Source organism: Streptomyces sp. NPDC005141, from assembly GCF_053599975.1.
Window position 1 is genome coordinate 69,922 of record NZ_JBSFYW010000036.1, and the last position, 23,264, is coordinate 93,185.

The 23,264-nt window shown below is 69.6% G+C and carries 23 protein-coding genes; 12 read left to right on the forward strand and 11 right to left on the reverse strand.

The window, feature by feature from the left end; genetic code table 11:
• The first annotated feature begins 83 nt into the window (after window positions 1-83).
• Window positions 84-527, forward strand: coding sequence for an HGxxPAAW family protein (locus tag ACWD68_RS25900; protein WP_451808849.1), 444 nt, complete (start codon window positions 84-86; stop codon window positions 525-527).
• A gap of 14 nt (window positions 528-541) precedes the next feature.
• Here ACWD68_RS25900 and ACWD68_RS25905 read toward each other — a convergent pair whose 3' ends face one another.
• The 4 genes from ACWD68_RS25905 to ACWD68_RS25920 all read right to left on the reverse strand — a co-directional run bounded on the left by ACWD68_RS25905 (window position 542) and on the right by ACWD68_RS25920 (window position 3,588).
• On the reverse strand, window positions 542-1,054 hold the full coding sequence (locus ACWD68_RS25905) for a MarR family transcriptional regulator (RefSeq protein WP_451808850.1): 513 nt from the start codon (window positions 1,052-1,054) through the stop codon (window positions 542-544).
• Between the two features lie 375 nt (window positions 1,055-1,429).
• Window positions 1,430-1,984, reverse strand: coding sequence for a hypothetical protein (locus ACWD68_RS25910; RefSeq protein WP_451808851.1), 555 nt, complete (start codon window positions 1,982-1,984; stop codon window positions 1,430-1,432).
• A gap of 350 nt (window positions 1,985-2,334) precedes the next feature.
• Window positions 2,335-2,781: a hypothetical protein gene (locus tag ACWD68_RS25915; RefSeq protein WP_451808852.1), complete on the reverse strand. Its 447-nt coding sequence runs from the start codon at window positions 2,779-2,781 to the stop codon at window positions 2,335-2,337.
• A 396-nt stretch (window positions 2,782-3,177) separates the two neighbouring features.
• Window positions 3,178-3,588, reverse strand: coding sequence for a hypothetical protein (locus ACWD68_RS25920; RefSeq protein ID WP_451808853.1), 411 nt, complete (start codon window positions 3,586-3,588; stop codon window positions 3,178-3,180).
• A gap of 1,476 nt (window positions 3,589-5,064) precedes the next feature.
• Between ACWD68_RS25920 and ACWD68_RS25925 the strand changes: the two genes are divergently transcribed.
• Window positions 5,065-5,454: a hypothetical protein gene (locus tag ACWD68_RS25925; RefSeq protein WP_079403197.1), complete on the forward strand. Its 390-nt coding sequence runs from the start codon at window positions 5,065-5,067 to the stop codon at window positions 5,452-5,454.
• Between the two features lie 473 nt (window positions 5,455-5,927).
• On the forward strand, window positions 5,928-6,503 hold the full coding sequence (locus ACWD68_RS25930; RefSeq protein ID WP_451808854.1) for a hypothetical protein: 576 nt from the start codon (window positions 5,928-5,930) through the stop codon (window positions 6,501-6,503).
• Between the two features lie 29 nt (window positions 6,504-6,532).
• On the opposite strand, the gene ACWD68_RS25935 is transcribed toward ACWD68_RS25930, so the two are convergent.
• Together ACWD68_RS25935 and ACWD68_RS25940 are read right to left on the reverse strand one after the other, a co-directional pair.
• The gene (locus ACWD68_RS25935; RefSeq protein WP_451808855.1) at window positions 6,533-6,793 is read right to left on the reverse strand and encodes a hypothetical protein; all 261 of its coding nucleotides are present in this window, start codon (window positions 6,791-6,793) and stop codon (window positions 6,533-6,535) included.
• Between the two features lie 115 nt (window positions 6,794-6,908).
• Window positions 6,909-7,748, reverse strand: a complete 840-nt coding sequence (locus ACWD68_RS25940; protein ID WP_451808856.1) for an alpha/beta fold hydrolase — start codon at window positions 7,746-7,748, stop codon at window positions 6,909-6,911.
• Between the two features lie 68 nt (window positions 7,749-7,816).
• Here ACWD68_RS25940 and ACWD68_RS25945 point away from each other — a divergent pair, with 68 nt between their 5' ends.
• Window positions 7,817-8,296: a MarR family winged helix-turn-helix transcriptional regulator gene (locus ACWD68_RS25945; RefSeq protein WP_451808857.1), complete on the forward strand. Its 480-nt coding sequence runs from the start codon at window positions 7,817-7,819 to the stop codon at window positions 8,294-8,296.
• A gap of 169 nt (window positions 8,297-8,465) precedes the next feature.
• On the forward strand, window positions 8,466-8,999 hold the full coding sequence (locus ACWD68_RS25950; RefSeq protein WP_451808858.1) for a GNAT family N-acetyltransferase: 534 nt from the start codon (window positions 8,466-8,468) through the stop codon (window positions 8,997-8,999).
• A 310-nt stretch (window positions 9,000-9,309) separates the two neighbouring features.
• On the opposite strand, the gene ACWD68_RS25955 is transcribed toward ACWD68_RS25950, so the two are convergent.
• The gene (locus tag ACWD68_RS25955) at window positions 9,310-9,738 is read right to left on the reverse strand and encodes a YrdB family protein (protein WP_451808859.1); all 429 of its coding nucleotides are present in this window, start codon (window positions 9,736-9,738) and stop codon (window positions 9,310-9,312) included.
• Window positions 9,739-10,015: 277 nt separating this feature from the next.
• Window positions 10,016-10,597: a TetR family transcriptional regulator gene (locus tag ACWD68_RS25960; RefSeq protein WP_451808860.1), complete on the reverse strand. Its 582-nt coding sequence runs from the start codon at window positions 10,595-10,597 to the stop codon at window positions 10,016-10,018.
• A gap of 130 nt (window positions 10,598-10,727) precedes the next feature.
• On the opposite strand from ACWD68_RS25960, the gene ACWD68_RS25965 reads away from it, so the two are divergent.
• Window positions 10,728-11,663 (forward strand): SDR family oxidoreductase, encoded by a 936-nt coding sequence (locus ACWD68_RS25965; protein WP_451808861.1) that lies wholly within the window; start codon window positions 10,728-10,730, stop codon window positions 11,661-11,663.
• A 138-nt stretch (window positions 11,664-11,801) separates the two neighbouring features.
• Window positions 11,802-12,173 carry a VOC family protein gene (locus tag ACWD68_RS25970; protein WP_451808862.1) on the forward strand — a complete coding sequence of 124 codons (372 nt, stop codon included), beginning with the start codon at window positions 11,802-11,804 and terminating at the stop codon, window positions 12,171-12,173.
• Between the two features lie 18 nt (window positions 12,174-12,191).
• On the opposite strand, the gene ACWD68_RS25975 is transcribed toward ACWD68_RS25970, so the two are convergent.
• Together ACWD68_RS25975 and ACWD68_RS25980 are read right to left on the reverse strand one after the other, a co-directional pair.
• Window positions 12,192-13,406, reverse strand: coding sequence for an MFS transporter (locus ACWD68_RS25975; protein ID WP_451808863.1), 1,215 nt, complete (start codon window positions 13,404-13,406; stop codon window positions 12,192-12,194).
• Window positions 13,407-13,653: 247 nt separating this feature from the next.
• On the reverse strand, window positions 13,654-16,257 hold the full coding sequence (locus tag ACWD68_RS25980) for a PA14 domain-containing protein (protein ID WP_451808864.1): 2,604 nt from the start codon (window positions 16,255-16,257) through the stop codon (window positions 13,654-13,656).
• A 159-nt stretch (window positions 16,258-16,416) separates the two neighbouring features.
• Between ACWD68_RS25980 and ACWD68_RS25985 the strand changes: the two genes are divergently transcribed.
• The 5 genes from ACWD68_RS25985 (at window position 16,417) to ACWD68_RS26005 (ending at window position 22,212) form a co-directional block, all read left to right on the forward strand.
• Window positions 16,417-17,430, forward strand: coding sequence for a LacI family DNA-binding transcriptional regulator (locus ACWD68_RS25985; RefSeq protein WP_451808865.1), 1,014 nt, complete (start codon window positions 16,417-16,419; stop codon window positions 17,428-17,430).
• A 143-nt stretch (window positions 17,431-17,573) separates the two neighbouring features.
• Entirely contained in the window at window positions 17,574-18,674 is a 1,101-nt protein-coding gene (locus ACWD68_RS25990) for an ABC transporter substrate-binding protein (RefSeq protein ID WP_451808866.1), read from the forward strand.
• A 1-nt stretch (window position 18,675) separates the two neighbouring features.
• A complete protein-coding gene (locus ACWD68_RS25995) occupies window positions 18,676-20,238 on the forward strand; it encodes a sugar ABC transporter ATP-binding protein (RefSeq protein WP_451808867.1) in 1,563 nt (520 codons plus the stop codon).
• A complete protein-coding gene (locus ACWD68_RS26000) occupies window positions 20,231-21,193 on the forward strand; it encodes an ABC transporter permease (RefSeq protein ID WP_451808868.1) in 963 nt (320 codons plus the stop codon). Before ACWD68_RS25995 ends, ACWD68_RS26000 begins: the two co-directional genes overlap by 8 nt.
• A complete protein-coding gene (locus tag ACWD68_RS26005; RefSeq protein ID WP_451808869.1) occupies window positions 21,190-22,212 on the forward strand; it encodes an ABC transporter permease in 1,023 nt (340 codons plus the stop codon). The genes ACWD68_RS26000 and ACWD68_RS26005 overlap by 4 nt, the downstream gene beginning before the upstream one ends.
• A 147-nt stretch (window positions 22,213-22,359) precedes the next feature.
• On the opposite strand, the gene ACWD68_RS26010 is transcribed toward ACWD68_RS26005, so the two are convergent.
• Window positions 22,360-23,016 carry a class I SAM-dependent methyltransferase gene (locus tag ACWD68_RS26010; RefSeq protein WP_451808870.1) on the reverse strand — a complete coding sequence of 219 codons (657 nt, stop codon included), beginning with the start codon at window positions 23,014-23,016 and terminating at the stop codon, window positions 22,360-22,362.
• Window positions 23,017-23,264 lie beyond the last annotated feature (248 nt).

The following is a 23,264-nucleotide window of genomic DNA, read 5'->3' on the forward strand; positions in this document are numbered from 1 at the left end:
CCTTCGGTGGTCCTACGATGGCGCCAGATATTTTAGCTCGCGAGATAAATCTTCTCTCGCGCCTCGCCACTCCGAGGAGACTCATGAGCGGTCTGCATGGAACACACGACCTGGGCCACACCGTCGCCGGATGGACCGGTACCGCCGTCGCGGTGATCGGTTTCTGTGTCGAGGGAGCGGCCATGACGAGGGGCTCGGCGCCGGGTCTCGTGCTCGGCGCGGGAATCATCGCCCTCGCCGCGCTGGTCACCTGGGTGCTGCATCTGAGCGGCTGGGGCAAGCCGGGCGGACCCCGGTCCGTCCATGAACAGACCTGGCGCGTCAGGGACCACGAAGCCGCCCAGGGGCACCCCGACTGCCTCGGCTGCCGCGTCGCCGGACGAACAGGCGCCCGCCGCGGCGCCGCCGTGTCCGGGAGCAGGCCGTTTCCGTCCGCGCGTACACCCCAAGGGAGCACGCCGCTTGTCCGGTCAGCCGTGCCGGCAGCGGCTTCAGCGGTACGGCGCGGGGGCGGGGGCGAGCACTGAGCCCGCCCGGACACTCAGTCCTGTGCGGGTGACGGGCCCTCGGCCCGGGCGGCGTCACGGAGGTCGTCCAAGCTCGCCTGCATCGCGGTCCTGGCCTTGGAGAACCAGTCCGCCAGGACCGCGACCTCGTCGCCGGTGAAGTCGGCGAACAAGAGGCGCAGACGCTCGTAGAAGGGGCCGTAGACCTCGAGGATCCGCGCCTGGGCGGACTCGTCCATCACGACCCAGACCCGTCGACGGTCCGTCAGGTCACTCTCCCTGCGGATGAAGCGAGCCTTCTCCAACCGGTTGAGCACACCGGTGACAGCGCCCGTGCTCAACCGGGCTCGCGCGGCGAGATCGCTCGCCCCCAGGGACTCACCGGCCAAGGACGCCTCGATCACGAACCCGAGACAGGTCAGGTCGGTGACGTTGAGCCCGAGCCGTCCGGCGATGTCCTGTTGCCCGAACTGCGCCAGCGCGATCAGGCGGTCCATCTCGTACAACGCCTGCTCAGCGGTCGCCTCGGGACGCGCCTTGCCCTCCATGCATCACCCATGACCCATGACATCACTACGCCAAGCCGAATCGGACTGGACAAACCCTAACGTTCATCCACCCAGGCCACGGACCGGGCCGCGCGAGCCGACGAACACGGGTGTACGGCGACGGGGCCCGTCCATGAGAACGACGAGGCCCGGACAGGCGGCACCACCGCCGTTCGCCCCGTTCAGCAACCCAACTACCGGCGTTGCCCCAGCTTCCCGAACTGATGCGGATTGACGAGTACCTCTGGTGCACAGGCCCGAAGTGACAACGGCGGACATCGTTCCAGGAATTGGGCTGCGGGGGTCGCAGTCCTGCCGACGGAGCCCGCGGCCCGGACAGCACTTCGCCCTGACGCAGGGGCCATCGTCCGGGGTTCAGCTATCGCTGACGTCGAGGACATTGACCTCTGGCGCGAAGGTTGCCACTGCGGATTCGAGGCGAAGGCGGTCGAGGTTCCACAAGTTGATCGGCCTGCTCGCCTCGACGATCTCAGGTGATACGTGAGGAACCAAACTCTCGTTGATCCGCTTGAGGCGTGGGCCGTACGACAGGCCCGGAAGCGGCGGAGATCCTTGCCTCCGTTGAAGACCTATGTACGGCATCTTCTGCCGGCCTACGTGTTGAGTCCACAGCACGACGGAGACGATGTCCTTCCACGGGACGACGTCCGTCTTGTAGCCCACGGGAAGTGGGCCTGCCCCGAGCGTGACGCCTTGTTCGTCGATCCGGAGCGCGACTTTGCGAGAAAGCGCAGCCACGGTGAACACCATGAGCCCGACGAGCCCGAAGGCGCCAACCAGCACGGCCATACCGAGCGAAGCGTTCGGGAGAAAGGCACAGCCGAAGAAAGCGAGGCTGATCAGGGTCATCAACACCGTTCGGCCGGTCCAGCCGAAGCGGGCCACATAGGCCGCGTACTCAGAGTCCATGCCGTGATGATCCAGGACGCGATGCCTGGAACGGAAGAGTCTCTGGTGACCGGTTCACCAGCCGAGGAGACTTCACCGACCACCGTTCCAGCGGTTCGCACCGAGGAGTGGGCTGGACCGCGGCAGCCGGCATCGGCGGTGACGCTGGCGGTGATCGAGACCTTGATTCCATGGCCGCAACTGGCTCGGGACTGCGCAGCGACGGCATCCGGGGGCCCATGTGCAGCGTGCGTCAGGTTTGCGGGGTCTCCGGTACCTGGGTGGGTGGTACCAGGCGGGGGAAGTGGATGGCGAGGAAGTCACGCATGATCTGCAGGGCCTGTTCCGGAGGGACCTCGGCCTTGGGATCGTCAGGGAACCCCTCGCTCGTCATAGGTGGGCTGGCGGCCCAGTTCGCCGGTCAGGGTGCTGATGTAGTCGGTGACGAAGCCGTCCATCGTGGGTGCCCGGCCGGACTCGGGCGCGTTGTACGGCGCTGAGATCTCCTCGCCGAGCTTGAAGCGGTTCTGCTCGCCGAGGATGTTGAAGAGCTGCGTGTTGGTGTGCGCATACTCCTCCCCCGTATCGGGATTGGGACTGTCCATGTCCGTTGCCACCGTGTACGGCACCACCTTGCGGTCGGCGCCGTGCTCGGCCCATTCCGGGATCGGATTCGTGAGATCCCTGCCGGTCACTCCCTCGAACGTCTTGCCGTCCTGAGGCCCGTACAGTCGGCCGAGCATGTTGTCCAACGACCGGTTCTCGGCCACGACGACCACCACGTGGTCGAGCGCGTGGTCCCTGCTCTGACTCGCCATCCCTGACCTCAGATCTCGCCAAGCCGGCTGTTCGCCCATGGCCGCACCGGCCTCCGCACTCAGGCGACGCCGATACCAGCCGCCGGCGGCCAAGCAGCCCGCAGTGCCTGGTGCCGCACAGCCCGGCGAAGGGCTCCGGGCGAGGACGCGGGGAACTCAGGCTCCAACTCAGGCTCCTGCCGATGCTCGGCGGACCCGGCCCCGTCAGACCGGGGGCATGGATACCTTCCCGTCACCCGTCTCCCGACGCTCCGGCGAAGTCGGTGCACCGCCACTTCTGGGCCCGACCATTCATTGGCCCGACCTCACCTTCCAGCGTGCCTCCACTCGGGCGCAGGCGCACGCTGCCGACGCGGTCTGCGACACCCGCACCAAGCTCGCTCGATTCGCCACAGGTCAGGCAGGTATCCAATCAGGCCACTGCGGTGGGATGTTGCTGGCGGGGCAGCGGCCGGAGTCGCCGGGATAGCCGTCCAGGGTGCCGGCGGCGGCGAAGAACCACCACGCCAGCAAGACCGTGACGGAGACCACCAGCAGCGCCGGCAAACACGCGCGCACAACCGTCGGAGCATGAAGCACCAAGAGGCGCCCGATCGCCAACGTCGCAAGCCCAGCGAGGCCCCCTACCACTGTGGTCAAGGGAAGCAGGATGTTGAGTTCGAAGCGGCCGCCGGCCTCGAATCCCGCATCGCAGTACGCGCGCGCCCAGACAGTCAGAGACCACGCGCCGTAGGCCACGGCGCCTCCGAAGAGCCAAGAGACGGTCCAGGGGAGCCAGGCGAAGGACCCAGGCTTGAGGTTGCTCATGACATGGCACGACGTTGATCCGCTTCGCATGGTTCCTCGACCTCTTGGACGAACTCGGAGCAGACCAAGGATCACTGGCGGTCCGTGCCGCGTACCCCGCAGCCACAAGCGCACCGGATCGAGCGAGGTACACCGGGGAATCACGGGAATGCACGGCCGCCTCATGCGAGGCCGGCTCGAACTCCGAAGCGAGCGTCGCGGGTTCGCATCCTGCCGGGGCACCAGGGAACAGGCGCCGGACCGATCACGGTCCGGGACCATGGGCTCGCCCGCCGCCTGGGCTACGCCTCGCGTGCCCCTAGATGATCAATTCCAAGGGATGCCTGCGGAGGGTGTGGGGTGGGCGGCGGCCGAAGCCACCGCGAGACGGTCAGGCGGCGGGCTGCCGGCCCTGGTTGTCGAGGTGGCAGCGGGACGTCAGGCGTCAGGGTCGACTTCGGGGTGCGTGAACCGCACGGGCTTGCCCAGCGACCGGGCGTAGGCGATTTCGGCTCGGGTGCTGTCTCCGATGTAGTCGCCGACTAAAGCGCCTGAGTTCGCGAATACTGATCACTCGGCGCCTCGAACCTGGGCGTTCGTCGCGTGTCGGTTGGCGATCATCGTCGTTCTTTCATCCAGCAGGCGGGGCAAATGTCGCGGCCATCGCGGGTCCGGTGCCATTAGCTTGTCATTTATCCAGTCGGCGGGGCTTGGTGCCCTTCTTGTGATGGGCGGGTCTGGTGTATGCCTCGCCGGTTGCGAGGACCCGTCCCCCGTCGTGACGGGTTGCCGAACGGCTGTTTCTTGAACCGAGTGGGCGGCCGGGGCCAGGTCGGGAGGGTTTGGGCGCACGCGCTGGCGTCGGGGTCTGAGCGTGGAGGTTTCTGAACCCGGTTCAGGCGGGGGTCGTGGTCACCCGCGCAGTGTGCCGCCCGGCCTCGGCGGTCCGGGCCGGTTCACCGGCGGTAGCGGTGGCTCAACCGCTCTGTTCTGGTGAGCTGAAACAACCAGCCTGGCCTTGCTGGCCAGGGCCAGAGCACTATCACCGCTGATAGCGGCCTGGCCCTACCCGCAGGGCCGGACCTGGGAGACTAGGGATCATCACCGACCGTCGACCGCTCTCGCTGCCCGCCTTCTCCGAGCCCGCTTCCGACGCTCCCGTACCCGCCCAGGCGGGTGGGCGCCAGCTGATCCCGGTCGAGCAGGGCGCCGACTTCCGCCAGCCGCCCAGCGAGACCGAGCCCGAGCCCGCACCCGCCCGACGTCCGCTCGCCCCCGGCGGCCTCACCTTCTCAGACCCGGACCGCCATATCTGAGCGCTACCACCACGGGTTGCGCCACGTCCAGGACCAGCTCACCACCTAGCCCCACCGCCCGGTGTGCCAGCGCCTCCACCTGGACAGTGGTCGTAGCCGGCCCGGCTCCCGCCTCGGATACCGTGTTCCTCTACGGGGTGCCATAACGGATGTGACGCCCCCCACCGGAGGTAGTCAGCGTATGAGTTCAAAGCGCAGCAAGAATCCAGCCCTGCCCGTACTTGACGACGCATTCCGACTCGCGTCGGTCAAGGACGCCGAAGAGTCCACCCGTGACTTGGCCGCGCGGCTGGCCACCACCGAGCTGCGCCGCGTTTCCCACCCGGGCCGGGTCACCTGGGAGCCCACCGATCAGGCCGAGCCCGTACCGGTCCCGCCGACTGTGGTCGACGGTGACGGGGACCTGTGGCTGCGGGACCGGGGCACTGGCACCTGGACCATGCCCGAGTTCAACCCGAAGGAGTTCCCGGCCCGCTGTGGCGAGGTTCTGACGTGGAACCAGCTTGCCCGCGAGTTCGGCCCGCTTACCGCACTGGCCGACGACCGCCGCATCGGCGGCGGCCGGCGCTGACCGCGCAGCCTTCTGGGATGACCGCGCCCCTGAAGCGCCCGTTACGGGTAGCTGGGAGCTCCAGCTCACCGCCGAGCTCGACGATGGCGGCGAGCAGGTGAGCGTGGTGGTCGGTCACGATGTCTCCATGTTGCAGCCGGATGCGTCGTCGCTGTCCGTGGGGTCGGGGTGGAAGAAGCGGGTGTAGCGGAGTTCCGGTCTCCGGAGTGATGTTGAACACCGCGCATAGGTGCTGCGGGTCAGCGCCGGTGACGGCGGCCTCTTCGAGGATTCGGTCCTCGCGAAGTTGCTGGGCGGTGACCGGGAGGCCGCGCAGCAGAGGCTGCATCCAGCCGGTTGTGACCGGGGCCCGGGTGTGCGCGGTCTGCGAGCTGACGAACACGTGAGGGTTGCGGGTATGTGGCCAGCGCTGGTGCCGGAGGTGGATGTAGTCGACGGCGGCCTGCTGGGTGAAGGCGTCGAGGGGGTGATCGATGTCGCCGAGCGTGAGCCGGCCGCGGGTCAAGTCGGCGGCCTACGCGGCCACCCCGATCCTGCTGGATCTCGTCGAGCACGGCCGGCGGCCACGCGTCAGAGACGCGGCCGTCGGGCTCCTGTCCGACGCACTGGGCTGCTTCCCTGCCGCCGGCCACAACCGGGTGAGCACTCCTTACGGCGCCGACGTCCCGCTCTGCTGCGCCATAGCGCGGCACATCCGCAGCCGTCACCACGTCCTTCTCGCCCACGGGCGTAGCGGCAAGCGACTCCTGGCCGAGGCAGGACTGCACTGGCGACTGACCGTTGAGGAGGCGGAACTCCAGCCCGACGGCGGTCTGACCGCCATCGCCTTCCTCGAAGGCATGCCTTTCCATACACCGGCCGAGGCTGAAGTGCACGCCCCGCCCTTCAAACGACCTGCTCCGACAGTACGTGTCGATGCCCTGACGGCCGACGCTTCGGGCGCCGCGTGCATCCAACTCAGGCCAGCACCACGAGCACCACAAGCACCCGCCGAGGTCGTTCGGGGCTGCACTCTCTACCCGGCCGAGTGCGGCCTCCGCGAGCACTGAGCGAGGCGCCGTCTGCTCTCTGACCAAGCTCAGGTCTCCACCGGGTGGCCGCCGTCGCCTTCGACCACGACCCGGTCGGCTCCCGGCTCGTCGGCCCGCTCGACCATCGTCAGGTCGATCTCCCCGTCGCCCGTGGTGTCGAACTGGTAGAGATCGGCCTTGCCGTCACCCGTGGTGTCGGTCATCCATACGTCGGTCCTGCCGTCACCGTTGGTGTCGGCGCTGAGGACGACGTGATGCTCGTCCCCCTGGGTGTCGATCACTTCTTCCGTGCTGTCATTCGTCTCCATGACGGCCGGTTGCCCCCGTCGACCCGTCCAAAACTACGGCCCCTTGCGGCCTGGCCGGACAGGCTCAGGCTCGCGGGCGAGCCCCGGAGGCCCGAGAACGCCGGACGCCGGACGCTCAGGACAGGAACTGCGTCAGCACACGGTTGAGTACGGCCGGTTGTTCCGTGGGGAGCGAGTGGTGGGAGGCGTTCGGGAGGAGGGCGACGGTCGCCCCGGGCATGAGTCGGCGGGCCTCGGCGGCCACGCGCCGCACGTTGTGGGCGCGGCTGCGACCGGCCAGGAGTACCAGCGCCGGAACCGCGCAGGCCGTCAGATCCTCCGGCTTCGGGCGCCGCATGGCGACGACCTTCGACCGGCGTGCGGTGGCGGTGCTGCCCAGGAACGTCTGCCAGGCAGGATCCTCCGGCGTACGGCCCGTCTCCCACCGGTGGAAGGCTTCCACACGTTCGCCGCTGGGCTTGAGCAACATCGGCAGGGCACGCACGAGGTATCCAAGGCTCAGGCCGGCGAAGCAGTTGGTGGGGTCCAGCAACGCGAGGCGGCCGAGCCGGTGGGGTGCGCGCAGCGCGTAGTTCAGGGCGATCCAGGCGCCGTAGGAGTGGCCGCACAGATGCGCCCCGTCCAGTCGCAGCTCGTCGAAGAGCGGGTCGAGCCACGCCATCAGGTCATCGGCGCCGCGCAGTGGCGCCCCGTCGTGGACGCTGCGGCCGATGTCTCCCATCAGGTCAGGCGCGTAGACCCGACAGGCGGCGGCCAGGGGCCCGGCGTTGGCGAACCACACGACCGAGGTGGTCCCGCCGCCGGGCAGCAGCACGAGCGGGGTGCCGTCCTTCGGGCCGGTGACGTGGACCCGGGTGCTGCCGTAGGGAGTCGGCACATCGACGCTGCCGACCTCGACGGGCCACCGGCGCAGGACAGTGTCGTACGCCGCCTGGAATTCTGCCTCGCCAACCATGATCGCCGCCTATAATTACTCGACCAACGATACTCTCGATGGTCGAGATAATATCATCGGGAGGACATATGGACGATCGGAACCCCGACCTGCAACTGGTCCACCTGCTGCGGGCCGTCACCGTGGAACTCGATCTCTTCGCCGCCGAGTTCGCCGGCCTCCATGGCCTGCATCCCACCGATGTGCGCGCGCTGATCCACCTCCTGGACGCCGGCCGGGCCGACACGCCCGCCACCCCCGGATGGCTCGGCGCGCAGCTGGGGGTGAACTCGGCGTCGACCACAGCCCTGATCGACCGGCTGGAGGGTCTGGAGCTCGTCCGCCGGGAGCGGGACACCCACGACCGCCGGCGGGTCCTGCTCACCGTCACGGACAAGGCCGTCGCCCTGGGCTGGTCCTTCTTCGGTCCGCTGATCGACGAGATGGTCGCCTCGATGCGCACCTTCGACGAGGAGGACCTGGCCACGGTGCGGCGATTTCTGCTGGCCATGCGTGACGTCGCCGCCGCCGGGCGAAGGAACCAAAGGGACGGCTCCACCGGAAGGTGACATGACGACAAACCGATCGTGACCGCCGACCGGGCGCCTGTGCCTGCGGACAGGGTGCCCGCAGGCACTGGGCAGGCCGGTCCCGCCTCGCGGCCGTGATCCGCGGCGGCATGTCCCCGCACCCTGGGGCCACCGGCCGGTGCTCCGCCCGTAGGGCAGGATGGGTGTCATGACCGAGATCCGCACCCCCCGCCTCCTTCTCCGCCGCTGGTACGACGACGACCTCGCCCCCATGGCGGACATCAACGCGGACCCCCAGGTCATGCACTGGATCGACGACGGGTCCGTGCGCGACCTGGACGACACGGCCGAGGCCATCGAGCGGTGGGAAGAGGAGTGGGACGAGGAAGGCTTCGGCCTCTTCGCCGTGGAACTGCTGGGCTCGGGTGAGATGGCCGGCTTCGCGGGACTGTCCGTACCCGAGTACCTGCCGGAGGTGCTGCCCGCAGTGGCGATCAGCTGGCGGTTCGGCTCACAGTTCTGGGGCCAGGGCTACGCGTCCGAAGCCGCTCACGCCACCCTGGAGTTCGCGCTCCAGGACCGCGGCCTCGACCGCGTCATCAGCATCAACCGGATGGGCAACGACGCCTCGGAGAACGTCGTCCGCAAGCTCGGCATGAAGCCGGAGAGCGAGATGACGCACCCGGTGTACGGCTTCCCGCTGAGCATCCACGCCATCGACCTGACCGAGTTCCAGGCGTGAATCCTCCCGGCCTGCTGCGCTACGGAGCGGCCGGGATCTCCGTGCGGTCGCCCGGTGGAGCCCCTGATGAGGTGCGCTCCCCGACTCCACCGGGGACGGGGGAAGGCCTGTCACCCGTCTCCCGCGCGGCAACATGCGAAGCCCCGCCCCTCGGACCCCGAGCGGCACTCGGGAGGGGCCACCGCCCTCACCTCGCGCCGCCCTCGGGCAGGCCCGCTGCTCGAATCCGGACAACCTCACCGTCGTCTCTGCCCCAGGGGTGAAGGCAGGGATGGGGACGATCGGGGCCGTGGACGCAATTCCGTCGGTCTCAGCCGATCTCCGGTGAACCGGTCGTGCCCTCCCGTCCTGCGGTCCGGCCGGGGACCGTGCGGCGAAGGGTCTCGGCCGCAGCAGTGTTCGCGACCACGACGATCGCCATGACCACGGCGGCGACGGGATGCCCGACTCCGTAGAGGGCCGCCGCGCCACCGCCCAGCACCACCGCCTTGACGACGAGCACGAGGGGCAGCGCCGGCCGCAGCCGCGCCTTCGGCGCCGCGATCAACCACCAGAGCACTGTCGCCAGCAGGGGCGTCCCCACTCCGAGCAGGATGTGCGGACCCGGGCCGTGGCCGACGGTGAACCCCCACCAGCTCAGGCATGCCAGCGCGGCGAGTTCCACCACGAACGCCAGGAGTTCGTTGGCGGCGAACCACGGCCGCTCGGCGAACAGGGTTATGTCGGGGTCCGTTGACATGACGTCCTCTCGTTGCGCCTGGACGTCCAGCATGGCAGGACGCCAACGCCCGGCAAATCGATTCACCGCACCACGGACGGACCCGCAACCGAAGACCGTCCCCAGAGGCAACGGCAGGCTGATTACCGGGAGTTGGCCCCGGTCACAGGCCCCCACCTCGCGCCGGTTGCGCAGGTCCCGGCCACCGCGACGGAGGGGTGCGGCACCGAGGTCCCGTCGAGTCGGAGGTGAACCATGGACCACCCAGGGCGACTTCAACCCGTCCCGGTATCAGACCTCAAGCACCCGCCGCCACTGCCCTGAGTCCCGCCAACGACGCTCCGATGACCTGCGACAAGTCCTGCCGGCCCTCGTGGCCTTCCGGGTCCTGTTCGACCCAGCGCCGGAACGCGATCTTGAACACGGCGATGCCCACCTCCGCGGAGAGATCCGCCGTGGCGTCGTCGACGCCGCGCTGCCGCAGCGCGTCGGCCAGCGCCGTGGACAGCGAGGCGAGTTTGATCAGCTCGCGTTCCTGCAGCTCGGTGTTGGCGTCGATCACGGCCTGTCGTCGACGGGCGTGCTCCTGGCGCTCCTGCAGCACGCCCGCGGCAGCCTCGAGGGCCGCCGCCACGGCTTCCATCGGTGTGACGGGGTCGGGAGCACCGGCGACGGCGCCCACGAGCACCTCCTGCAACGCGCTCGAACCCGCGAACAGCACTTCGCGTTTGTCCGCGTAGTGCCGGAAGAACGTCCGCTCCGTCAGCCCCGCCCGTTCGGCGATCTCCGCCACCGAGGTGCGTTCGAAGCCGCGCTCGACGTAGAGCTCCAGTGCCGCCCGTTCGAGGCGGCCACGCGCGTCCGGCTGCCAGCGACCCATGCCCGGCATCGTAGTCGATGACAGTCACTGACATCGAGTGCTACGTTTGATGACAGTGACTGACATCGCTGGCTCGCCCCGCGCACACTTCCCGGCGCGGCGGCGATCGCCCAACACTGGAGGCCTCCTCATGCGCGTTTTCGTCACCGGAGCATCCGGATGGATCGGCTCCGCACTTCTCCCCGAACTCATCGGCGCGGGTCACCAGGTCGTCGGGCTCGCCCGCTCGGACGCCTCGGCCGCCGCACTGACGAAGGCCGGGGCCGACGCCGTGCGCGGCACCCTCGACGACCTCGACGTCCTGCGCGACGCCGCCGAGGCGTCGGACGGCGTGGTCCACCTCGCGTTCAAGCACGAGATCGCCTTCTCGGGCGGCTTCCAGAACGCCGCCGACGCGGATCGCCGTGCCGTCGAGACGTTCGGTGAGACCCTCGCGGGTTCCGGCCGACCGTTCGTGCTCGCCTCCGGACTGCTCGGGCTGGTCCCAGGTCAGGTGAGCACCGAGGCCGACGGACGCACGTCCGACGCCATGCCCGCGCACCTGACGGGCGGCCCGGCAACCCGGATGGGCACCGCCCACCTGACCCTCGCCCTCGCCGACCGGAACGTCCGGTCGTCCGTCGTACGGCTTCCCCCGACCGTGCACGGTGACGGCGACCACGGGTTCATGGCGGCACTGATCGGCATCGCCCGCGAGAAGGGCGTCTCCGGGTACGTCGGCGACGGCTCCCAGCGCTGGCCGGCCGCGCACCGTGTCGACGTCGCGCACCTCTTCCGGCTCGCCCTGGAGGGCGCGCCGGCCGGATCCGTCCTCCACGCGTCCGCCGATCAGGGCGTGCCGATCCGTTCGATCGCCGAGGTCATCGGCCGCCACCTCGACCTGCCCACCCGTTCCGTCTCCGCCGACGACGCCGCCGAGCACTTCACCTGGCTGGCGGGCTTCCTCGGCCTCGACAGCCCGGCCTCCAGCGGGGCGACCCGCGAGCTGCTGGGGTGGCGGCCGCATCAGCCGGGCCTGATCGAGGACCTGGACAAGGGCCACTACTTCCGGACCGGGCAGCGGTAGGCGTCCGCCCCCGGCGGCGTGAGGACGGCGGGGCGCCCTCCGGCGTGACCCCGCGTCGCCCCTGCGGGGTCACGCTCCTGATGGCAGGAAACCGCCTGCCGGGTTCCGTGCGGGCGGAACCTGGGCACAGTGGCCGACATGCCCCTCGCACTGCATCACATCGTCATCGACGCACACGACCTCCCCGCCCTGGCCCGATTCTGGGCCGGGGTGCTCCGCTGGCGGATCCTGTCCGAGCGGGAGCGGGAGGTCGTGATCGGGCCGGACGAGACGGCCCCGGTGGGCATCTGCTTCATGCCGGTGACGGACCACAAGGTCGTCAAGAACCGTCTGCACCTCGATCTGACGTCCGCGGCCGAGGACCGGGAGGCCGAGATCGAACGCATCCTCGCCCTCGGCGCCCGCAGAGCGGAGGTCGGGCAGAGCGGCGACGAGTCATGGACCGTGCTGGCCGATCCGGAGGGGAACGAGTTCTGCGTGGTCCGCCCAAAGGTCACCCTGATCGGCTAGAAACTGCGCGAACCACGGTCACCGGCCTCCCTGGTCAGCAGACTGGGTCCGCACCGATGCGGGCCGCCTGAGCAGGTAGACGGCCGCGACGGAGACCAGGACGGCCATGCAGGCGATGAACACGAGCCCCGCGCCCTCCAGGCCGATCGGGCCCACCAGCACACCCACTCCGATCACCGGCAGCGAGATGCCCGCGTAGCCGACGACGAAGAGGGTGGAGATGACGGCGGCGCGCTGGCGCTCGGGAGACGCCTGCGCCACGGTGGCCAGAGCCCCGCGAAAAGCCATCCCCTGGCCGCTTCCGCCGACGATCGCGCTCAGCACCACCAGCACGAGCGCATCCCATCGCAACGCGCCCGCGAGCAGCACGAGCCCGGCGAGGAGCCCGAGGCAGCCCAGGGGCAGTGATCGCGCGACACCGACCCGGCCGACGGCGAGCTGCCCGGCGGTCGAGGCGAAGAAGGCGAGTGCGACGATCAGCCCGCTCACGGCGTGGTTGTGCACGTCCAGGGACTCGGTGAGGAACGCCGGGCTGACCGACGTGAACACCCCGAAGAGGGCGAACCCCACGAACGCGGCGATCGCGGGTGGCCCGAACACCGGCCGCACCTCCGGGGGCAGGCCGGGCCGCTGCGGTCGTACCGTGCTCAGCGGCCGGCGTTCCCGCACGGTCTCCGGGAGCCGCAGCAGGACGGCGGCCGAGCAGGCCACCAGGGCGAGGTGTACGACGAACGGCAGATACAGCGGCCAGGGCGCGTACTGCGCGAGCAGCCCGGCGAGCAGGGGGCCGCAGCCCAGCCCGCCCATGTTGGCGGCCGTCGCCACGAAGGTGGCCCGGGCGGCGCCGCCCGGCGGTGCCAGTTCCATCACGTACGCCGTGGCGGCCCCGGTGAACAGACCGGCGGACAGTCCCGACAGCAGCCGCCCCACATACAGCCAGCCCAGCCCGGTGGCACACAGGAAGCAGACGGCGCTCGCCGCAGCGAATCCGAGGCCCCACAGCAGCACCGGACGCCTGCCCACCGAGTCCGAGGCATTGCCCGCCAGCAGCAGCACGCCGATGACCCCGAAGGCGTACACGGCGTACACGACGGTGACCGTCAGCTCGGAGAATCCGAACTTCTCCTGGTAGAGGCCGTAGAGAGGAGTCGGCAGCGTGGTGCCGGCCATGCACACGGCGAACACCGCCCCGCTGAGCAAACATGGGCGCCACCCTTGGCGATCACCGTCCATGCCGCCGACAGTAACGTCGTGCGCCGCCGTGGTCCGCCCCGACGTGCCGCGACGGGTGCGGGGAGGCCGCCCTGCTCGTGCTCACGATCCGATACGCCTGAACGCCCGGTCCCCCGCCCGTGGGTGACGGACAGGGCACGGTCCGCCCTCCTCGTACGGGGAGGGCGGACCGTGCCGACGACCCGTCAGCGGGTCGGGGCGAGGCGCACGCGGAGCAGCGGGGAGGCGTGTGCCGGGCGCCTCGTCGTCAGGAGCAGCCCGCCGGCGTCGGCTGTGACGCGTCGTGGATCAGCGCGTCGTGGGCGGCCTTCAGCCGCTTCACGTCGGGCTTGACCACCTTGCGGTCGTACGTGACCAGTCCGTTCAGCTCTCCTTCCACGTCCGAGATCTGGGTGTAGACGGCGCCGTTGCCGCCCTTGCAGGCGAGCTTGTGCACCTCGTCCAGCCGGGCCAGGTAGTCGTCGGTGTACGTCGAGGGGTCGACGTCCACGTAGGACTGCTGGACGGACCAGGCGTGTCCGGGCACCGCGAGTCCGAGCCCGCCGTACTCGCCGCTGACCAGGGCCCGTTTCCCGTCGGGAGACGGTGGCAGCGCGGGGCTCGGGTAGCCGTGCTCGTCGATGATGTCGCCGGTGCCGCCGTCCACGCCGAGGTTGATGCCCGACATGGAGTTGATGAGGCGTGTCGGGTCCCAGGCCTTGGCCTGGTCGGCGATGCGGGCCTCGTCGTACTGGCCCCAGCCCTCGTTGAAGGTCACCCACATGACGATCGACGGGCTGCTGATGTGCTCGTCGATCATCTGCTTCATCTCGCGTTCGTACTCGGCGCGGGACGCGGCGTTCGGGTTGACGCCGGCGGTCATGGCGGGCATGTCCTGCCAGACCATCAGGCCGAGGCGGTCCGCCCAGTAGAACCAGCGGTCGGGCTCCACCTTGATGTGCTTGCGGACCGCGTTGAAGCCCATCTCCTTGTGGATCTTCAGGTCGTACGCCAGGGCTTCGTCGGTCGGTGCGGTGTGCAGGCCGTCGGGCCAGAATCCCTGGTCGAGGGTGGCCATCATGAAGACCGGCTTGCCGTTGAGGACGGTGCGCGGGGTTCCGTTCACCTGTTCCACGGCGATGGAACGCATCCCGAAGTAGCTGCCGACGCGGTCGGCGCCGACGCTCACCTTCAGGTCGTAGAGGAAGGGGTCGTCGGGCGACCAGAGGTGCGGGTCGGTGATCTTCAGGACCAGCGGCCGGCCGGTGCGGCCAGTCACGGTGGCGACCTTGCGGTGTCCGGCGTACGCGGTGGCGGTGACCGGCACTCCGTCCCGGACGCCCTGCGGCTCGACGGTGAGCCGGCCATTCTTGACGTCGGGCGTCAGCTTGAGCGAGTCGACGTGGTCGGCGGCCACCGGTTCCATCCACACCGTCTGCCAGATACCGGAGGACGGGGTGTACCAGATGCCGCTGGGGTCGAGGCGCTGCTTGCCGACCGGCGGGTTCTCGCCGCCCTGCGCGTCGGTCGGGTCGTAGACGCCGACGATGAGTTCCTGGGTGCGGCCGGGCTTCAGCGCGGACGTGATGTCGGCGCTGAACTTGTCGTAGCCTCCCTGGTGTTCGGCGACCTTGGTGCCGTTGACATAGACCTCGGCCCGCCAGTCGACGGCGCCGAAGTTGAGCTGGAGGCGCTTGCCGGAGCCGACCTTCCAGTCGGACGGGACGGTGAAGGTGCGCCGGTACCACATACGGTCCTCGTGCCGTTCGATGCCGGAGAGCTGGGACTCCACGGGGTAGGGCACGAGGATCTTCTCGCCGAGCTTCTTGCCGACCGGCGGCTGCTCGCCGGCCTCGGCCGCGGCGAACTGCCACGAGCCGTTCAGGTTGCGCCACTTGTCCCGGGTCAGCTGCGGCCGGGGGTACTCGGGGTGGGCGTTGCCCGGGCCCACGTCGTCCGCCCACGTCGTGCGCAGCTGGTAGGTGGAGTGGTTGGGGCCGCTGCTCCAGAAGGCGTTGACAACGTTGCCGTTCGTGCCGGAGAGGCCGCCCTTTCCGTCATAGCGGAGGTCGGCGGTGCCGCGGGCCGTGCCGGTCTTGTTGCCGACGACGGGTTCTTTCAGACCGACGAGCAGGGACTTCGGGTCGGCCGGGTCCAGTTTCGCCGACGTCAGGGGCCACTTGGCGCCGCCGATGACGGCTTCGACGTGATCGGTGAGACCGGCCGGGGGCGTGGTCAGCGCCTGGGCGAAGTCGAGGCGCAGGGTGCGGCCGTCGCCCTGGACCGTGGTCGCGATGGCGCCGTCGTAGGCGTATCCGTCGGGCAGCCGGAGCGCCGACCGCGGGACGGCCGACTTGGTGCCGCCGGGCGGGGTCCAGCGCAGATGGAGGTTGGAACCTCCGAAGTGCTCGAAGTACTCGACCTTGATGTCGTAGGCCTGTCCGGCCGTCAGGTCGAGGGGCTGGGAGGTCTGTTCGCGGTCCCAGTCGTCGACCCAGTGGTCGATGGCGAGGCGTCCGTCGACCCACAGCCGGAAGCCGTTGTCGCCGATGATCGAGAAGGTGTGGGCGCCGGTCTTCTCCGGGACGATCCGGCCGGTCCAGCGGACGTTGACGTCGTCCGACTGTCCGGTGGCGAAGTTCAGTCGCGGCTCCAGGTTGTCGAAGTCGAGGTTGGTGTCCAATCCGGTGGCCTTCAGCTCATGGAAGTCGAAGGCGCCGGGGGCGGACTGGGTGTAGTACTCGCCCTTCAGGCCGTGGACTTCCACGGGGTCGTCGGCGGCTGTGGCGGCCGGGGCTGCGGTGAGCCCCGCGACACCGAGCACCGCGACGAGCAGGAGTGCCATTTGGGTTCGGAGTCTTCTGATGCGCACGGATCCTCCTTGGCTGAGGAAGGGTGGCGGCTCGTTGCTTCAGTCTGTACAACGTTGGAAGGAACGGGAGTTGGCATCACAGCACGGGTCCCGGCCTCTGTCCAGGGTCATGACAAATGCCCAGGTGACAGGGGCGCACATCGATGAAGAGGAGATCCCTTGCGGGTCAGCCTGAAGGACGTCGCCGAACACGCCGGTGTCTCGATCAAGACGGTTTCGAACGTCGTGAACAACTATCCGCACGTCACCCCGGCCATGCGGGCACGGGTCCAGGAGGCCATCGACGAGCTGGGCTACCGGCCGAACCTCACGGCGCGCCACCTGCGCAAAGGGCGCACGGGCATCATCGCCCTCGCCATCCCCGAGCTGGGCAACCCGTACTTCGCCGAGCTGGCGGGGGCCGTCATCGACGCCGCGGCCGAGCACGAGTTCACCGTGCTCCTGGACCACACGCGCGGCGACCGTGAGCAGGAAGTGCTGGTGAGCCAGGGGTTCCGGGCCAACGTGATCGACGGCCTGATCCTCAGCCCGCTGGAGCTGGAGGCGGAGGATCTGCGCTCCCGCGCGGACGACGTGCCGCTCGTGCTGCTCGGTGAGCGGGAGTACGAACTGCCCTACGACCACATCGCGATCGACAACGTGGCGGCGGCACGCAGTGCGGTACGCCATCTGCTGAGCCGCGGACGCTCGCGGATCGCCTACCTGGGGGCCCGCACCGATTCGGCCAACCGGCCCGCTCATCTGCGACTGGCCGGCTGGCGCGAGGAGTTGATGGAGGCCGGGGTGCCCGCGCCCGATGAACTGGTGGTGCCGGTCGGCGGCTGGGACCGCGACGAGGGCGCCCGGGGGATGGCCCATCTGCTGGATTCCGGGGTGCGCCCGGACGCCGTCTTCGCGTACAACGACCTGGTCGCGATCGGTGCGATGCGGGTGCTGCACGAGCGCGGTCTGCGGGTGCCGTGGGACGTGGCGGTGGTCGGTTTCGACGACATCGAGGAGGGGCGGTTCGGCGCGGTCACGCTGACGACGATCTCGCCCGACAAACAGGCCATCGCGCGGATGGCGGTGGCCTCCCTGCTGCGCAGTCTGTCGGGCCGGACGGAGCCCGGTGGACGTGAACTGACCGCGGATTTCAGGCTCGTTGAACGCGAGAGCACCCTGGGGCGGCGCTGACGGGATTTCGGACGGAAGGCTTTACAGCCTCCTTCCAACGATGTAAAAACCTCCCCGGAACGACGTGTACACCGAGTTGACCGCAAGAGCCGATCATCCCCGGGAGCGCTCTCAGCGCCGGGGCCGCGCCGTTTGGGGACTCCATGAAGCCGATCGCACCACGTCATCGCACCTCCGCCAGGACCCTCCTCGCCACCGGCCTCATCACGAGCCTCGCGCTCGTCTCCGGATGCGCGAAGTCGGAGGACGACTCCGCCGACAAGGACAAGAACTCCGCCGGCCAGGGCGACTCGGGGCAGGTCGTCGCCTCACCGTCCGCGGGCTCCGGACCGACCTGCGCCATCGACGCCTACGGCGCCCGGAAGATCGACCTCAAGACCGCCACCGTCGGCTTCTCCCAGTCCGAGAAGGAGGCCAACCCCTTCCGGATCGCCGAGACCGCGTCGATCAAGGCCGAGGCGGAGAAGCGGGGCGTGAAACTGCTGACGGCCAACGCGCAGTCGCAGTTCTCCAAGCAGATCAGCGACGTCCAGGACCTCATCGCCAAGGGCGCCGACCTCCTCGTGATCGCTCCGCTCAACTCCGACGGCTGGGAACCCGTCCTGCGCTCGGCCTCCGCCAAGCACATCCCGATCATCACCATCGACCGCAAGATCAACGCCACCGCCTGCAAGGACTATGTGAGCTTCATCGGCTCCGACTTCGTGGAGCAGGGCAAGCGGGCCGCGGACCGGATGATCGAGGCGACCGGCGGCAAGGGCGACATCGCCATCCTGCTCGGCGCCGCGGGCAACAACGTGACGACCGAACGCACCAAGGGCTTCGAGGACCGCATCAAGGAGAAGGCCCCCGGCCTCAAGATCGTCTTCAAGCAGACCGGTGAATTCGCCCGGGAGAAGGGCCAGTCGGTCACCGAGAACCTCATCCAGTCCAAGCCCGGCATCACCGGCATCTACGCCGAGAACGACGAGATGGGGCTCGGTGCGGTCAACGCCCTCAAGGGGGCCGGCAAGAAGCCGGGCGCGGTGAAGATCGTGACGATCGACGGCACCCGCAACGCCGTCCAGGGCATCGTCGACGGCTGGATCGACGGCGTCGTCGAGTCCAACCCGCGCTTCGGACCGCTCGCCTTCCAGACCCTGGACACCTTCACCAAGGGCGAGAAGGTCACCCAGGACATCGTGATCCAGGACGGCGCGTACACCGAGACCAACGCCAAGTCCGACCTGGGCAAGGCCTACTGACATGTTGTCGGTGAACGGCCTGTCCAAGACCTTCCCCGGCGTGAAGGCCCTGTCCTCGGTGGACTTCACGGCCCGCGCCGGGGAGGTGCACGCACTCATCGGAGAGAACGGCGCCGGCAAGTCGACCCTCATCAAGGTCCTCACGGGCGTCTACCGGCCCGACGAGGGCGAGGTGACGTACGACGGTGCCCCGGTCCACTTCGCCACACCGCTCCAGGCTCAGCACGCGGGAATCTCCACCATCTACCAGGAGGTCAACCTCGTCCCGCTGATGAGCGTGGCCCGCAACCTCTTCCTCGGCCGCGAACCACGCAACCGGCTCGGCCTGATCGACTTCCGGCGCATGCACCGGGGGGCCGACGAGGCCCTGCGCGAGCTCGGCCTGCGCGTCGACGTGCGCCGGCCGCTCCGCGAACTGGGCGTCGGCGCACAGCAGATGGTGGCCCTCACCCGCGCCGTCTCCGTCGACGCCCGCGTGGTCGTCATGGACGAACCGACCTCCTCGCTCGAACCCCGCGAGGTTCGGACCCTGTTCGGAGTGATCCGGATGCTCCGCGAGCGGGGCATCGCGGTGATCTACGTCAGTCACCGGCTCGACGAGCTGTACGAGATCTGCGACGCGGTCACCGTGCTGCGCGACGGCAAGGTGGTGCACACGGGCCGGATCGCCGAACTCGACCGCCTGCGGCTCGTGGCGCTGATGCTGGGCAGGGAGATCGCGGACGTACGGCAGGACGGCCTGACCAAGTTCGCGGGCAGCCACGACACCGAGGCCGAACCCGTCCTGGAAGCACATAACTTGACGGTTCGTCACCAGCTGGACGGTGTGTCCGTCTCCGTGCGGCCCGGCGAGGTGGTGGGACTCGGCGGACTGCTCGGTTCGGGCCGCACCGAGACCGCGAGGGCCATCGCGGGCGCGCTGCCCACCGACTCCGGGCGGGTCGTGGTGGCGGGCGTACGCGTACGCACCGGCTCGACCCCCGCCGCGATCCGCGCCGGCATCAGCCTGCTCCCCGAGGACCGCAAGGCCGAGGGCATCGTGCCGGGCCTCTCGGTCCGCGAGAACATCGCGCTCGCCGCACTGCCGGGCCTCTCGCGCTTCGGCCTGGTCGACGAGGCACGCATCGACCAGATCGTGGAGACCTTCATGAAGCGGCTGCGGATCAAGGCCGCGAGCCCCCACCAGAAAGTGGGCGAACTGTCCGGCGGCAACCAGCAGAAGGTCCTGCTGGCCCGCTGGCTGGCCATGCAGCCCAAGGTCCTGCTCCTCGACGAGCCGACCCGGGGCATCGACGTCGGTGCCAAGGCGGAGGTACAGAAACTGATCGACGAACTGGCCGACGACGGACTCGGCGTCCTCCTCATCTCCTCGGACCCCGAGGAACTGATCGAGGGCAGCGACCGGGTGATCGTCCTCAAGGACGGCGCGGTCGTCGAGGAACTGACCGGGGACGCCGTCACCGAGGACCGGCTGATGCGCGCCATCGCCGCCGCACCCGCCGTCCCCACCGCGACGGCGACGGCTACCGGCACGGGCACCAGCCCGGGAGGCCACGATGACTGACCTGACGCTGAGCCGGGTGACCGCCGACCGCGACCGGCTGCTGCGCCTGCTCCAGGAGTACGGCGTCTACCTGGGTGTCGTGGTCCTCTTCCTGGTGAACACCGTGTTCACTCCGCACTTCCTGTCCACCGAGAACTTCCGCACCCAGGCGGTCCAGGTCGCCCCGGTCCTGATCGTGGCGCTCGGCATGGCGCTGGCGATCGGCAGCGAGGGCGTCGACCTGGCGGTGGGCTCCGTGATGGCCCTGTCCACCTCGCTCCTGTCCCTCTACCTCGGTTACGGGCCCGGCATCGCCATCCTCATCGCCCTGGTCGGCGGCGCCGTGATCGGCGTCGCCAACGGCTCACTCATCGCCTTCGTCGGTGTCCAGCCGATCGTCGCGACACTCGCCCTGATGGTCGCGGGGCGGGGACTGGCCCTGGTGCTGCTCCCCCAGCTCAAGGACGTCCGCGACCCGGCCATGGCGGAGCTCGGCTCGGGCGACGTGCTGGGCGTCCCCTACGTCGTATTGATCGCCGTCGCCCTCGCGCTGCTCGTCGCCTTCGTCGTACGCCGCACGACCTTCGGCCGCCGGCTCCTGGCCATCGGGGACAGCCGCCCGGCGGCACGGCTCGCCGGACTGCCGGTGCGCCGCGTACTGATCCTGGTGTACGTCTGCTCCGGCGTCCTCGCGGCCGTCGCGGGCGTGCTGGCCACCGCCCGCCTGACCGCGAGCGACCCGACCTCGCTCGGCAACCTGATGGAACTGTCCGCGATCACCGCGGTCGTGGTCGGCGGCACCCCGCTGAGCGGAGGCCGGGTCCGCATCGGCGGCACGGTCGCCGGCGCGGTCCTGATCCAGTTGCTCACCACTACGCTCATCAAGCACGATCTGCCGCCGTCGTGGACGCAGATCGCCCAGGCCGTGGTGATCGTCCTCGCCGTCTACGCGGCACGGGAACGGGGAAAACGATGACGACCGACGTGGACACTCCGGTGCGCGCGAAGACCAGGGCCGAGGCGGAGGCGTCCGGCTCCGGCCACTCGGAGCGGGTTAGCGCCCTCGCCCAGCAGCACGGCGCCCTGGTCACCCTGGTCGTCGCGATGATCGCGGCGTCCCTCAGCTTCGACACCTTCCTGACCGGCGACAACCTCGAGAACATGGCGCTCTCCTCGGCGTTCCTCGCCGTGGTCGCGCTCGGCATGACCTTCGTCATCATCACCGGCGGCATCGATCTGTCGGTGGGCTCGCTCTTCGCCCTCGGCGGAGTCCTGGCGGCCTGGGGATCGCAGTACGGAACGGCGGTCGCCCTGCTGCTGCCGCTGGCCGTGTGCGGACTGATCGGCCTGGTCAACGGTCTGCTGATCGCCCGCTCGCGCCTGGCCCCCTTCATCGTCACCCTGGCCGCGATGCTGGGCGCCCGGGGCATCCTGCTCTCCGTCACCGACGAGGGCTCGAGGACGTACCTCGTGGACAAGGACTCGTTCTTCGCCAAGCTCGGACAGGGCACACTGCTCGGTATCGGCGTGCCCGTGTGGATCACCGTGGCACTGTTCGTTCTCGGCGCGGTCGTGCTCCGGCGCACCCGCTTCGGCCAGTACGTGTACGCGGTCGGCGGGAACGAGGACGCGGCGGCGCTGATGGGCGCGCCCGTGGCCCGTACGAAGATCTCCGTCTACACGCTCTCCGGGCTGTGCGCCGGGCTCGCCGGAGCGCTCAACGCGGCCTGGCTGGTGTCGGGCGTGACGATCCTCGGCTCCGGCATGGAGCTGGAGGCGATCTCCGCGGTCGTCATCGGCGGCACCCTGCTCACCGGCGGGTTCGGCTTCATCAGCGGCTCACTGGTGGGTGTGCTCCTGCTGAAGGTCATCCAGAACGTCATCAACCAGATCGGCTCCCTCGACTCCGCCTACCAACAGGTCGTCAGCGGCGCCTTCCTGGCCGTCGTGGTCATCGCTCAGACCTGGCTCGGCCGCAGACGCCGGGTGCTGTGAGGGCCGCGGCCCGGACTCCGTCGTGGACCGCCTCGCCCTGTCGCGGGTCACCGAACCGCTTCGGGTCACCCCGAACCGCGAACCGCTTCCGGCACCCCGGACCCATGGCGGACGGGCCCGTCGCCTCGCGAAGTCACGCGAACGTCCTCACACCCTCGTCAGGGCGACGCGCCAGGCCCGGATGCCGGCCGGGTCCAAGGTGATCTCGATCGTGGCCGGCTCGATGGAGTCGACGCGCAGCGCGTCGGCGAACGCGTCCGTGATGTCGTGCCGCGTCAGCCTGTGCGGCCCCCGGGTCCCGGTCTTGGGCTCACGGTCGCTGAAGCAGAGCATGAAGTAGCGGCCACCGGGGCGCAGTACGGCCCGCAGTCCGCCCGTGAACGCGGCGCGGTCGTCCGGATCGAGCATGTGGAACAGACCGGAGTCCAGCACGGTGTCGAACCGCTCCCCCAGAGCCGTCAGCCGCCGCGCGTCGTGATGGAGGAACCGCACAGCGGCGCCGCGCCGACGCGCCTTGTCCTCGGCGGCCCGCAGCGCGGTGGTCGCCAAGTCCACGCCGATGACCTCGAGGCCGAGGTCGGCACACATGAGCGCGTGCTCTCCCGTGCCGCAGCCGACGTCCAGCACCCGTCCCCGGATGGCGCCCGATCGCGCGAGGTCGAGAAAGGCCGGCTGCGGATGTCCGATCTCCCACGGCGGCCGGACGGCGTACAGGTCGTCGAGCCACTGCCAGGGGTTCGTGGCATCCGCGTCGTCGCGCGAGGACGGTCCGGCCATGCGATCGACCTCCCATCGCGTCGTCATCACCCGGCTCCGGCGCGCGGGTTCACGTCACGGCAGCGCTCTGCTGATCGACTCTACGCCGGAGGGCCTTGCGGACCGTGCGGGCGACGGCGCGCGCCGGAGGCCGTGCGCGCGGCTCCAGGCCTCGACCGACGGCCACATCCATGGGCCCCTCCCCCGAGCGGAGGGGTCCACGCGTGCTCGGACGCAGAAGTGGACGCGAAGTTCGCGAAGGACCACGACGTGCGGATCGGCAGCACGATTCCCGT